Annotated in this window: 11 protein-coding genes; 6 read left to right on the top strand and 5 right to left on the bottom strand. The window is 48.4% G+C overall.

Annotated elements, in window-relative coordinates:
• Both VIM87_RS09430 and VIM87_RS09425 read left to right on the top strand, forming a co-directional pair.
• On the top strand, positions 1-826 hold an 826-nt coding region (locus VIM87_RS09430), incomplete at its 5' end, for an MFS transporter (RefSeq protein ID WP_331996746.1).
• Between the two features lie 82 nt (positions 827-908).
• Entirely contained in the window at positions 909-1,838 is a 930-nt protein-coding gene (locus tag VIM87_RS09425) for a helix-turn-helix transcriptional regulator (RefSeq protein WP_331996745.1), read from the top strand.
• 40 nt (positions 1,839-1,878) lie between these two features.
• Here the strand turns inward: VIM87_RS09425 and VIM87_RS09420 are convergent, their stop codons facing one another.
• The 3 genes from VIM87_RS09420 to VIM87_RS09410 all read right to left on the bottom strand — a co-directional run bounded on the left by VIM87_RS09420 (position 1,879) and on the right by VIM87_RS09410 (position 8,617).
• Positions 1,879-4,074, bottom strand: a complete 2,196-nt coding sequence (locus VIM87_RS09420; RefSeq protein ID WP_331996744.1) for a DUF4954 family protein — start codon at positions 4,072-4,074, stop codon at positions 1,879-1,881.
• 41 nt (positions 4,075-4,115) lie between these two features.
• Complete coding sequence (gene glmS / locus VIM87_RS09415) at positions 4,116-5,954, bottom strand: glutamine--fructose-6-phosphate transaminase (isomerizing) (RefSeq protein ID WP_331996743.1); 1,839 nt, start codon at positions 5,952-5,954, stop codon at positions 4,116-4,118.
• A gap of 290 nt (positions 5,955-6,244) precedes the next feature.
• Positions 6,245-8,617 (bottom strand): S9 family peptidase, encoded by a 2,373-nt coding sequence (locus tag VIM87_RS09410; protein WP_331996742.1) that lies wholly within the window; start codon positions 8,615-8,617, stop codon positions 6,245-6,247.
• Positions 8,618-8,721: 104 nt separating this feature from the next.
• Here VIM87_RS09410 and VIM87_RS09405 point away from each other — a divergent pair, with 104 nt between their 5' ends.
• Positions 8,722-9,252 (top strand): histidine phosphatase family protein, encoded by a 531-nt coding sequence (locus VIM87_RS09405; RefSeq protein ID WP_331996741.1) that lies wholly within the window; start codon positions 8,722-8,724, stop codon positions 9,250-9,252.
• 146 nt (positions 9,253-9,398) lie between these two features.
• Here the strand turns inward: VIM87_RS09405 and mgtE are convergent, their stop codons facing one another.
• On the bottom strand, positions 9,399-10,775 hold the full coding sequence (gene mgtE / locus VIM87_RS09400; RefSeq protein ID WP_331996740.1) for a magnesium transporter: 1,377 nt from the start codon (positions 10,773-10,775) through the stop codon (positions 9,399-9,401).
• A gap of 59 nt (positions 10,776-10,834) precedes the next feature.
• Positions 10,835-11,704 (bottom strand): bestrophin family protein, encoded by an 870-nt coding sequence (locus tag VIM87_RS09395; RefSeq protein ID WP_331996739.1) that lies wholly within the window; start codon positions 11,702-11,704, stop codon positions 10,835-10,837.
• A gap of 133 nt (positions 11,705-11,837) precedes the next feature.
• On the opposite strand from VIM87_RS09395, the gene VIM87_RS09390 reads away from it, so the two are divergent.
• From VIM87_RS09390 to VIM87_RS09380, 3 genes are all read left to right on the top strand, one after another.
• Entirely contained in the window at positions 11,838-12,227 is a 390-nt protein-coding gene (locus VIM87_RS09390) for an SET domain-containing protein (RefSeq protein ID WP_331996738.1), read from the top strand.
• Positions 12,228-12,468: 241 nt separating this feature from the next.
• Positions 12,469-12,972 (top strand): MarR family winged helix-turn-helix transcriptional regulator, encoded by a 504-nt coding sequence (locus VIM87_RS09385; protein ID WP_331996737.1) that lies wholly within the window; start codon positions 12,469-12,471, stop codon positions 12,970-12,972.
• Positions 12,973-12,985: 13 nt separating this feature from the next.
• The coding region (locus VIM87_RS09380; protein WP_331996736.1) for an aromatic amino acid lyase at positions 12,986-13,383 on the top strand (398 nt) is incomplete at its 3' end.

The following is a 13,383-nucleotide window of genomic DNA, read 5'->3' as shown; positions in this document are numbered from 1 at the left end:
TTCAATGGGTATTCCCCTCGGAACGATGATAGGATTCGCTATCGGTGGATTGGCAGGCGACACAATAGGCTGGAGAAATACCCTTTTGAGCGCCGGTGCATTCGGGCTGCTGTTGGCCGTACTGGTTTTGTTTTTTACAACGAGTAATAAAATAAACAGGCAAAATTACAGCCACGAAGAAAGTTTTCTTGCCGCTGCCAAGACCTTATTGTCCAGGCCTACGTTTATGTGGTTGTTTATTGCAACGAATTTTGTGGGATTTGCCTCCGCTCCATTCTATTCTTTCTCCGCTCCATTCTTGATAAGAACCCATGGGCTCACTGCAAGCCAGGTTGGGATTTCATTCGGCCTGTTGCAAGGTGTAATGGGAATAGCGGGAACGCTTGCTGGAGGAAAAGTATTCGATAATGCAATAAATGGCGGTTCAAAAAAAGTAATGCATCCGCCGGCAATTGTTTTCGGGATCTCAGCTATAACTACTTTAGCGGCGTTGTTTGTTCCGGTTGGCTGGCTGTCCATCGCGTTGTTTGTGCCGGGTATGTTTTCATTTGCTTTCCTGTTGCCTCATGGCTTCGGAGCAGGGCATCTGGTTGCCGGACCCGGGAAGCAGGCATTGGCGTCCGGATTGCTCATGCTTGGCTCGGGTTTGCTGCCTGCGACAGTTTCTCCACTTTTAGTTGGATGGATAAGTGATAAAGCGACCACTCAGGGAATAGAGAACGGGTTACGGCCAGCGATGTTATTGATCCCCATTTTTACCTTGTTTTCAGGCATAATCTGCTTCATCATCAGCAGAAAACTAAGCGTTCGCAACTACATGAGTTAACACAAGTAAGTATCTTTGAATGATCAGTCTTCCTGGTCTTACTTACCCGGAAGAATAAATTTGAGCCAATACAATTTTGAAAATGAGTGAAGCAATGAATAATAATAAAATAATACGTATAAAAACTATTGCCGAAGGCCACAAGGCGCAACAACTACCTCCGCCCGCCCACCCGTTTATCAGTGTCGTGAATTTTGAGGATATGAATCCAAGGGCGGTCGGGGATCCGGGTGTCAGAGTTTTGTTGGATCTATATACTATTTCATTAAAAAATGGGTGTGACAAAGTTCCTTACGGGCAGCAACAATATGACTTTGACGAAGGGGTGATGGCTTTTATGGCGCCTAATCAGCTTTTAGGCGTAAGGGAAAATATTGCTGCCCCGCAACCTAAAGGCTGGATGATGTTTATACACCCCGACTTTTTTTGGAATACAACTTTGGCAGATAAAATAAGGCAATACGAATTTTTTGACTATGCAGTCAATGAAGCCTTATTTCTTTCTGAGAAGGAACAATCACTCATCAACGGTATTGTTGATAACATACGCCAGGAGTATCACTCGAACATCGATAAATTCAGCAAACAGATTATTATTACTCACCTGGAAAATCTGTTCAGTTATGCTGAAAGATTTTATAACCGCCAGTTCATTACGAGGGAAAAAAGCAATCACCAGATTCTGGGAAAACTGGATAAGCTGCTTTTAGATTACTTCAATAGTGATGATCTGACACTAAAGGGTTTGCCAACGGTTCAGTTTATATCGGAAGCACTTAGGGTTTCGCCTGGTTATTTAAGAGGTTTGCTCAAAACCCTTACCGGACAAAGTACGCAGCAACACATTCATGATAAATTGATTGAAAAGGCTAAAGAAAAACTCTCAGCCACCAACTTATCGGTGAGCGAAATAGCCTATGAATTGGGCTTCGAGCACACGCAGTCTTTCAGTAAATTGTTTAAACAAAAGACAAAACAAAGTCCTTTAGAATTCAGGGCGAAGTTCAATTGATTGCCATTGTAACCTGCCCAGCCCTAGCTGGCAGTGATAATTATAACTTTGTTGACAACGCTTTCACCTGTTTCTTATATTGCTTTAGTTCCGAGATAGTTTGTTGTATAAAGCTATTGTCTTCCAGCTTGCCTACTACGGCTTCCATGTCGGCTTTGTTTTCGTAGGTCATGCTGCGGTAGGGGTTCTGGTAATCTTTTTCGCGGGAGCGGTAAATGCCCTCTGTGATCCAGCTCATGGTGGTAACGGATTGTTCCAGGTTTTGCTGAAAGCGCTCGGCGGTAAATGTTCTGGCGCTGAGGCCCTGTACATATAAGAGGCTGGCTACTGCATGCTCCAGCTTTTCCTGTGCATATTGTTGTCCCAGCTGTTCATAGGTTTCATGCAGCTGTGGCCAGCTGCTGATCTTCCCTTTTTTGATCTTTGTTTTCAAATCGTCCACCGTAGAGGCTTTCATCAGCTGTCCGCCAACATTGATCCAGGGGCCGCGTTTGGCGGTTTTGGCAAGTGATTGCAGCGCAGCAAAAGAATCAATACCCTGCGCCAGTATATTCCGGATACCGTATAACACTACCAGCTCGCGGAACAGGGGATAGGCCTGCTGTACTTTCAACAGCTGCGCTTTGCGCTGGCTGTTTTCCATACCATGCACCAGTATGGTGAGCTTGGCTACTTCTTCCGGTTGTTGCAGCAGCAGCGCTTTACCTTTTTGCAGCAGCTCATTTTCGCTGAGCGCGTCTGTTGATTGCCCCTGCGCGGCATACCAGGCCTGTGCTGTAGCTATTTCCATAATGGGCAGGGAGGCCAGTATTTCCTCTACACTATCCGGCGCCAGGTAATCATATTCTATGAGCTGGGTTTTGTCGGTACGTTTGTCGCGGTCCACATATTTCCAGGAGTTACGGGCCAATGCATACATATTATGCAGGAACCAGTAGCCGGGCATTATTTTCAGCGTATTATCATGCTCGCTGTTCAGGATCAGGCTAAAGGGAATGGGAATGTGCAGCTCCTGCATGTAAGTGCCTTTGGCAATTAATGCAAAGCTGGCAAACTTGGAATTATGTTTCAGGCTTACACACAGGCCCGGCCAGAAACCGCGCCCGGCAATGATCTCACCATCTGCGCCGCGTGAGTTATGGTTTGAGCCAATGGTGGCGCCGGCCGCCATATTACTTTGCCCCATGATAAGGGCCGCACATAAAAAGGAGTTGTTATGGTGCTGCTCATGCGCCGGGAAAATAAGCGAGTTCAATACTTCGCAGCAGGAAATAGTGGCATTGTTGCCCAGGTAAGAGTTGATCAAACGGGCGCCATACTTCAGCTGTGAATGAGAGGCCATTACAAAACGCACGGCCTTTACGCCATAGAACACGCGGCAGCCGTAGCCAATAATGCCGTTCACCAGCTCACAGCCTTCGCCTATCTGCGATGCTGCGCCGGCCATGCTGTTAATGGTAAGGTTCTTTAATTTGTTAGCGCCTTTAAGGTAAGCATCGCTGCCAATGGTTACATCTTTAATGATCTTACAATTTTTGATCACGCTGCGGTCGCCTACCACGCCGTAGTAGCCGCGTTTTTTATCAAACTGTTTTTCAGTGAATGCTTTGAACTTCGCCTGCAGTGCATCATCATCGCGGTTGCGGGTCCACAGGTAGGCATCGCCGGGCAGCATGCCATCAAAGGGCATTACGCTGCGGCCGCCGTTCTCATTACACAGCTCCAGCCATATGCGCACATTCTCCGGCTCCCCTTCTTTTATAATACCGTTCCCGAACTTGGAATGATCGGTAGTGGCCATTTCATTAACATTGGCTATGATCACCTCATTACCGATAATGTAATGCGAAAGGAAGTTCACATTATGCACTACCACATTATCGCCAAAATCGCAGGCGCAAATGGTGCTGTTATATAAACCTACCGGCAAACGCAGGTTATGGAATTCCAGGAAATAGGGCTCCAGCTTGCCAATACGCACCATGCCAAAAAAGTGGCAATGCTTTACCAGCCGGGCATCAAATTCGTTGGCTACAAAGATCTGGTTCCAGTCGTCAGAGGTATTATCGTTCTGTACAAGGGTTTCTATTTCAAGTGCGTTCAGCTTGCGGTATCCGTTACGTTTGCCCCATTGCTCATTACGCAGGTAGTATTCATCTTTGCCTTTGGGCAGGGAGGTTTCATCTATAAATTGGTACCCCAGCTGGCTTAGTGGTTTTTTCTGAATGTGGTTCATGGAATTTTTTTGGGATGAATAAGTACGAAGTAAGATCCGTTTTACTCAACGGTTACCGACTTGGCTAAGTTCCTCGGCTTATCTACATCATATCCTTTCAGTACGCCTATATGGTAGGCCAGCAATTGTAAGGGGATCGTGGAAATCACCGGCGCCACCAGCTCATCTGCTGCCGGCACTTCTATCACATCATCGGCCAGGCCGCTAATGGTAGTATCGCCTTCTGTAACAATGGCTATCACCTTGCCTTTGCGGGCTTTGATCTCCTGTATGTTGGAAACTATTTTTTCATAGTAGCTATCGCGGGTAGCTACAAATACTACCGGCAGATTTTCATCTACCAGCGCAATAGGACCGTGTTTCATTTCTGCAGCAGGGTAACCTTCTGCATGGATGTAAGAGATCTCTTTCAGTTTCAGCGCGCCTTCCAGCGCTACGGGGAAATTGTATCCACGGCCCAGGTACAGGAAGTCGCGGGCGTCTTTGTATTTGGCGGCTACTGCTTTTACCGCTTCATTGAGCTTTAAGGCAACGGCTACTTTTTCAGGAATATCCTGCAGCTCATCCAGCAAATGCTGAAAACGTTGCTGGGTTATGGTGCCTTTTTCTTTGGCTACTTTCAAACCTATTAAGCACAATACCACCAGCTGTGCGGTAAAGGCTTTGGTGCTGGCTACCCCTATTTCCGGACCGGCATGCGTATAGGCGCCGGCGTGGGAAAGGCGTGCAATGGAAGAACCTACCACGTTACATACACCCAGGATAATAGCGCCCTGTTGCTTAGCGCTTTCAATGGCTACCAGCGTATCGGCCGTTTCCCCGGACTGGGATACTGCAATGATCACATCTCCTTTACCTACCACCGGGTTGCGGTAGCGGAACTCCGATGCATATTCTACTTCCACCGGGGTGCGGCACAGCTCTTCTATCATGTACTCTGCTATGAGGCCGGCATGCCAGGAGGTGCCGCAGGCCACGATGATGATGCGGTTGGCATTCTTCAGCAGATCGGCATATTCATCGCGGATACCGCCTAAGGTCAGCTGTCCGTTCTTGGCATCCAGGCGGCCGCGCAGGCTGTCGAAAATAGTTTGCGGCTGCTCAAAGATCTCTTTGAGCATAAAGTGATCATAACCGCCTTTTTCAATAGCGGTGAGCTCAATATCCAGCTTTTGTATATAAGGTGTTTGCCGTTCGTTGGTAATGTTCTTCAGGATCAGCTCATCGGCTTTTACAATGGCAATCTCATAGTCGTTTACATAAACTACTTCTTTGGTGTATTCCACAATAGGGGAAGCGTCGGAGGCTAAAAAGTGCTCGCCCTTGCCCACGCCTATTACCAGGGGGCTGCCTTTGCGGGCGGCTATCAGGGTATCCGGGTTATCTTCATCCACAATTACGATCACGTAAGCGCCTACCACTCTTTTTAATGCAATGCGCAGTGCTTCTTCTACCGAACACTGGTTGCTGTTGCGGATCTCTTCTATAAAATGAATGAGCACTTCGGTATCGGTATCGCTCTGGAAAACGTGCCCTTTTTTTATGAGCTCCTGTTTCAGCTGTGCATAGTTTTCGATAATACCGTTGTGGATCATGGCCAGCTTACCATCGCCGGAGGTATGGGGGTGTGAGTTGCGGTCGCAGGGCTCCCCGTGTGTGGCCCAGCGGGTATGGCCGATGGCAATGGTGCTTTGCATGTTCTTACCGGTCAGGAAATCTTCCAGCCCGGCTACTTTGCCCATTTTCTTATAAACGTGTAATCCTTGGTTGATAATGGCTACACCGGCGCTGTCGTACCCGCGGTATTCCAGTCTTTTGAGGCCCTTTAATACAACGGGGTAGGCCTCACGGTTGCCTATATAAGCTACAATTCCACACATTTTTGCTAAATTTTAGCACGCAATATCCGTAATAATTGTGAATTAGGAGCATAAAGCCGAAAGCATAAAGCAAAAAGCTTAGCACTGTACCTGGGATGTAGTACGCAAAATGCGATAAGTATTGGGAGCAAAAAGCAGAAAGGATAAAGCAGAAAGCATAGTACTTCATTTGGGATGCAGTACGCAAAATGCGGAATGTGTATTGCGAAATGCAAAATTTAACCTGCTTAATGCGTATTACAACTGCTGGCGTACCACGCATTGAGCTTTCTGCTTTATCCTTTCTGCTTTCACCTTAACAGCGTTTCATCAAACAACTTCAATATCCGCTTATACTCATCTGTCCAGCTGCTGGGGGTAGTAAAGCCATGATCTTCTACCGGGAATACAGCCAGCTCCCAGTTATCTTTACCCAGCTCAATAAGGCGTTGCGACAACCGTACAATATCCTGGAAATGCACATTCTCATCTACCATACCATGGCACATCAGCAGGCGGCCTTTTAAGCCGTTTGCAAAATAAATGGGAGAGGAGCGGCGGTAAGCAATACTATCTGTGAAAGGCTCATTTAAAATGTTGCTGGTATAACCGTGGTTATAATGCGCCCAGTCTGTAACAGAGCGCAGGGCAGCGCCGGCGGCAAATACATCCGGCGTGGTGAACAGGGCCATCAGTGTCATAAAACCACCGTAGCTGCCACCGTATATGCCTATACGTTTTTTATCAATGCCCTGCTGGGTAACCAGGTATTGAGCGCCATCTACCTGGTCGTCCAGGTCTTTGCCACCCATATAACGGTAAATGCCCGTGCGCCAGCTGCGCCCGTAACCGGCGCTGCCGCGGTAGTCAATATCCAGCACGGTATAACCTTTATCGGCCAGCAGGTTATGGAACATGTATTCCCTGAAATACTGGCTCCACCATTTATGCGCATTTTGCAGGTAGCCTGCGCCATGTACAAATATTACGGCAGCGCCGTTCTTTTTACCGGCAGCAGGGGTGTACAAGCGGGCATACACGGTAGCGCCATCGCGGGCCGTGAAGGTTACTACTTCTGCATCGCGCCAGGGGTAGGCGCGGAATTCAGCAGATTGTGCGTGGTTGGTTACCTGCACAGGCTGCGCGCCCGGTTTGTTAGCCACTACATACAGCTCCCAGGGTTTGGTAGTATAGGAATAGCGGTAAGCGATCCACTGTTCATCCGGCGATAGGAACATTTCATGCGCGCCTTTATTATGGGTAAGCTGCTCTTTATTGCTGCCATTGATGTTAATACGGTACAGTTGTTTTTCGCCGGGATGCACTTCATTGGTTACAATGTAAAAATGTTGTTTATCCTGCGACAGCTGCACATCCTGTACTTCATACTTACCGCTGGTAACAGCTTTGGTTTGCAGGGTGCTTACATTGGTGGTGTATAAATGGGAATAACCGCTGGCCTCTGACTGGTACCAGCAGGTGTTCTCATCTATCCAGCCCAGGTTGGAGCGGCCTGCCCAGCCTATGCCGGGGCCGGCTATCCAGGCTTCATCGCGCTGGCGGTTCAGCAGCTTTAACTGGCCGGTAACGGCATCCAGCAGCATGATCCAGCGGTCTTTATTGTCTTCGGAACGGATGTCAACTATAGCATGGGCGCCATTATCAGACCAGTAAGGGCCATGGATTACTACGGACCTGGGTTTTGGCGTTTTAACAGTATCCTTCTTTTTCGTATAATCTTTCAGGTAATCCGGCTGGTCGGTAATGCCGGGTATATGATTGGTGCGGATGGCAATAATGGTATCCCGTTGCCGGTCATACACAAAACTTTCAAAGGTACCCTGCGCAGCGCCTACTTTAGTGCGGCCCGAGATATCTTCCGTAAACCCGCTTTCTGTTACATAGCTGGGTACAATGGTGGTGTGCACGCCGGTAGGCCCGCGGTACAGGCGGTAGGTAATAAAACGCCCGTCCGGGCTAACGATGATGTTTTCATGGTTCTTATCGGCTGTATAAATAGTGCGCAGCTTTTCCGGCTCCTGTGCTTTGCGGAATAGTTTGGCGCTGTCTTTTTTTGCTTTGGCATCTTTCAGCACCTGCATCAGCTCCAGCTGCTGGTTATGCAGGTATTCTTCCTGGTCGTTGAGGGCGGAGGGGCTTTCGGAAGGTGCGCTGCCTTTCTGAAAGCTGGTGAGCTGCTCTGTAACGCCGCAGCTGAGATCCCAGGCAAACAGGTTCTGTTCCTGCTGGTACACGATCTTCTTTTCTGCAAAGCTGAACAGCGGGTTGCTTTCATACACATTGGTGCTGGTAATACGGCGTATGTTGCCGGTTCTTACTTCCAGCAGGTAAATGTCGCCGTTGTAGCTATATACCATTAAAGACCTATCCCGGTTATAGGTACCGCCGGATTGTGCCAAGAGCAAAGCCCTGTTGCGGGCCGGGGTTTTAAGCGGGGTAGTATTATCTACCGTAGCCATGTACAGGGAATCTGACAGGGCTTTTTCCGGGTTCCAGGTGAAATAGATGGTTTTATTATCAGCGCCCCAGAACACATTATCAGGGGAGGTGCCGATCCATTTCGGGTCGCGCATGATCATATTCACGGTAAGGGCAGGCGCCTGTTGGGCATAGGTATTTTCAAAGCTCAATAAAATAATGGCCGGGATCATCCATTTTCTCATAGCAGAGTTTTATTTTGCTAAAAGTATAAAAAGGGGAAAAATAATCCTATGAGGCCGGTACATTGATCACTGGTTAATGTGCCGGGTGATTTAAAACCAATCAGATGAGATACTATCTATACTTACTGTTCCTGCTGGCAGCAGCCTGCCAAACCGCTCCTGTAAAGCAGCCTGAGCCCGTTAAAGAGGATAGCACCTTTTTAACCGGTACTTTTTTCCTGGTACGGCATGCGGAAAAAAATCCGGGGGTAGATTCCACCCTTACGCCGGAAGGGGAGGAGCGGGCCCGGAAGCTCCTGGAGCTGTTAAAGGATTCCGGCTTACAGAAGATCTACTTTACACCCTATAAAAGAACCGTGCAAACCGCTGACCCGCTGGTATCGCAGCTGCACCTGGATACGGTGTTCTATAAACCGGATAGCTCGGGGGAATCACTCATTTATGAGATCACCCGCCACCAGGACTGGGGCAAGCGTGTGCTGATCGTAGGCCACAGCAATACTTTGCTGCCTATGCTGCATGCGCTGAAAGCCAGGACCCCGCTGGATTCCATTGGGGACAATGAGTTTGGGAATTTGTTCATTGTATATAAGCACCGCGATTCTGTACGCCTGCTGCGGCAGCAGTATAATTAATAATTAATGATTAATAATTAATAATCATAAGGCCGTTTTACGGGTAATACCAGAACCTGAATAATGCAATAATGAATAATTGCAGGAGTGGTTTCACGCGTTATAACTGTGCTCTTGATTATTAATTATTCATTCTTAATTATTAATTATAGCAGGATCCCCTGCATCAGCGCATACGCCACACTGAAATAGATCAGCAATCCCGTTACATCTACCAGGGTGGCTACAAAGGGTGCGGAAGAAGTAGCCGGGTCAGCGCCCAGCTTTTTAAGTAATAAAGGTAACATGGAGCCGGAGAGCGTACCCCATAATACTACACCTACCAGGGAAAAACCCACGGTAGTGCCAATAAGAAAAGTATGTTCCCCATAGGTATGGAACAGGGAGTTCCATAACAGGATGCGCATAAAGCCGATCAAACCCAGGATGCTGCCCAGCATCAGGCCGGAGATGATCTCGCGGCGCATTACCCGCCACCAGTCGGCAATAGAGATCTCGCCCAGGGCCATGGCCTGTATAATAAGGGTAGAGGCCTGCGAGCCGCTGTTACCTCCACTGGAAATAATAAGCGGTACAAACAGGGCCAGCACTACGGCTTTGGCAATTTCATCCTCAAAAAATCCCATAGCCGTAGCCGTAAGCATTTCACCAATGAACAGCACTACCAGCCAGCCTACGCGTTTTTTCACCAGCTTTAGCAGCGGCATATCCAGGTAGGGCTCGTCCAGGGCTTCGGTACCACCTATCTTTTGAATATCTTCAGTATGTTCTTCATTGGCTATCCACAGCATATCGTCAATGGTAACGATGCCTAACAGTATGCCCTGGTCGTCAATAACCGGCAGGGCCACACGGTTTTCCACGCGGAAGGTCTGGATGGCTTCTTCCTGGTCATCATTGGCATGCAGGGCTACAAAGCGGTCATCCATCAGCGTATGCACCTGTGTATCCGGCGATACCAGCAGGAACTCCCTGATCCGGAAGTCGTCCATCAGCTTGCCTTTATCATCCACCACATAGATCACGTCAATGGTTTCGCTATCCTTGCCATGCTCGCGGATGTAGTCCAGCACCTGCTTTACGCTCCACTCTTCCAGCACGGCAATGTAGTCCGGCGTCATGATACGGCCTACACTGGTTTCGGGGTAGCCTAACAGGGATAGGGTGATCTTACGCTCTTCGGGCGTGAGCAGCTTGATCAGCTCTTTCACGGCCTCGCTGGGCAGCTCACCCAGGAAGGCGGCGCGGTCATCGGCCGGCAGCTCGTTCAGCAGCTCCGCTACTTTAGCTGCAGGCTGGTTGCGGATCACTTCTTCCTGCAGGGGAAAGTCTAAGATCCTGAAAGCGGCGGCTGAGCGGGTTATAGAGAGGTGGTCAAAGATCAGGTCAGCCTGTTCAGGACGCTCATAAATGAGCTCTGCTATATCTGTAATAAGCTGATCATCCAGGTACACACGAAGTTCCGGGTGATTCTGCTCATCTGCCAGCATGCTGAATTTTTCCAGTAAGGCTTCATTTTCCATAGACCATCAACTATCGGAACGAAAATAAATAAAAAAAAGTGGTTAGTTGTAGCGGGCCTTTATATAAGTTCTGCCACGTGCTTACGGATGTTTTCACAGATCGTATCCGTAGGCAGGTCATTGGCATCTTTACCAAAGGGGTCTTCGATCTCTTCCGCTATCAGCTCCATACTGGCCAGTACATAAAAGATAAACACCACCATGGGTATGATCAGGTACCCTACGCTGAACACATAGCTAATGGGCAGCGTCATTACATAAAAGAAAATGAACTTTTTCAGGAACACGCTGTAAGAAAACGGGATAGGCGTATTCTTTATGCGTTCGCAGGCGCCGCAGATGTCTGTGAAAGATTGCAGCTCCTGGTTAATGGTGATCAGCTGATCGCCGCTAAGCTGCTGCTGCCGGTACAGCTCATGTATGCGGCCTAACATCTGAGCGGCAACCTGGTTGGGCACATGCTGCCCGGGCTGCGGTGTAAAGCCGGGCACTGCTTCCAGCTCCTGCGGTTCAAAACTATTCCTTAAATGATTTTTAAGGCAAAAGGCATAGTTCGGGATCATGTTGCGGAAATAGGCCCGGGTGGCATCATCGCCCACCGGTAAAATGGCCTGCAGCTTTAAAGCCAGGTTACGGCTGTTATTCACCAAAGCGCCCCATTGCTTACGGCCCTCCCACCAACGGTCATACGCCGTATTGGTACGGAACACCAGCAACAGGGAGATCACAAAACCCAGCAGGCTGTGTACAATGGTGAGCTGCTGCAGCTCAGTGTACCTGCGCAGGTTAAATACCTCCAGCTCCAGGATGCCTATGATACCGGCATAAACGCTAAGGCCCAGGAACATGGGCGCCAGCTTACGTACGGTATCGGCCCGGTGTATACGGAAGATAAAAGTGAACCACTCCTTGGGATTATAATTGATCATTATACTATTATTTACACGGTAAAATATCCTTTTCCGGCCGCAAACCTAAAATTTTTACGCCTGATTTTGATAACTTGTTGCTTTACCTTTACTTTACGCTTCTTAACATATACAAGAATACAGAGCGAGCGCTATGATCAAGCCGTATTTATACATTGAAAAAACAAAGAAAAAGGGCCGGGGTGTTTTTACGAAAGAAAGGATACCCGCCGGCACCAGGATCGAAACATCGCCCGTGATCGTACTATCTTATGATGATACGGCAAAGGCAGACAAAACCAAACTACACAACTATCTTTTTTTATGGGGAGTTCGGGAAACCCGCTCCTGTGTGGCTTTAGGCTTTTGCTCTATCTACAATCACTCTTATGATCCCAACTGTGAGTACGAGATGGACTTTGATGCGGAAACCATGAGCATCATTACCCGCCGGGAGATCAAGAAAGGCGAGGAGCTAAGCATTAACTATAATGGCGAAGTAGACAATACTTCACCGGTATGGTTTGATGTGAAGCGCCAGTAATACAGGGCCTTCATAAAATTATAAGGGGAGTTATCTGCCTGCCGGAATTAAAATTTGCCGGAAAGATAATTTCCCTAAATTTGTGAGTAAATGTATAAGTGCTTATATAATTTGTGAAGAGCTGAAAGCATAAAGCACAAAGCTTAATGCAGCATGCTGAATGCTTAACGCACAACGCTAAAAGCTAAATGCTAACCGCTAAAAGCTAACCGCTAAAAGCTAACCGCTAAAAGCTAACCGCATGTCCTTCTATCCTTCTCTTGGTTTCCTGGTATTTGGCAGCCGTTTACGGCGGCTTAGCGAGTACTTCCTGATGGAGGTGAACAAGGTATACGAGCAGGCAGGTATACCCTTTGATGCCAGCTGGTTCCCCGTGTTCTATGTACTCTCCAAGCAACAGCCCATTCCCCTGATAGACATTGCAGATACACTGGAAATATCCCACTCCGCCGTAAGCCAGATGATCACCAGCCTGCGAAAAAAGGGACTGGTAAAAACCGCTCCCTGTCCGGACGACGGGCGGCGGCAGCTGGTAATGCTTACTAAAAAAGGAGAGGAGCTGCTGCAACAGGTACAACCCATCTGGACGGCCATTACCGGCGCCATGACACAGCTAACGGCTTCGCATAAACAAAGCCGGCAGATCCTGGACGCCATTGCGCAGGTAGAACAGGCGGTGCAGCAGGTGCCTTTGTCGGCCCGCATTACAACTGAACTGGCGCAAACCCATCCCATACAACAATAACATACACCAAACTATGAGCGAAGCTTTCAGATACGGTATAGACCAGCTAACGGCAGGCCGCGCGCTGGACATAGCTGCCGGCCGCATACCGGGTATCCTTACCCCGCAGGTAATGGCCAAAGTAAAAGCCAGCTATGAGCATGTACAAACCATTGTAGCGCAGCACTCCATTGTATACGGCATTAACACCGGCTTTGGGCCTTTGTGCGATACCAAGATCTCCGAAGAGGATACCCGCATTTTGCAATACAACATTCTGCAAAGCCATAGTGTAGGCGTGGGGGATAGTATCCCCGGCGAGATAGCCCGCCTGATGCTCATCACCAAAGTGCATGCGCTGGCACAGGGTTACTCCGGTATTGCACCGGCCACGCTGGAACGTATTACCTGGTATATTGAACAGGGCATTAC

Origin of the sequence: Chitinophaga sp., from assembly GCF_036569125.1 — a bacterium.
Lineage (GTDB): Bacteria > Bacteroidota > Bacteroidia > Chitinophagales > Chitinophagaceae > Chitinophaga.
Note: the sequence above shows the minus strand (reverse complement) of the source record. Positions and strands in the feature narration are given on the sequence as shown.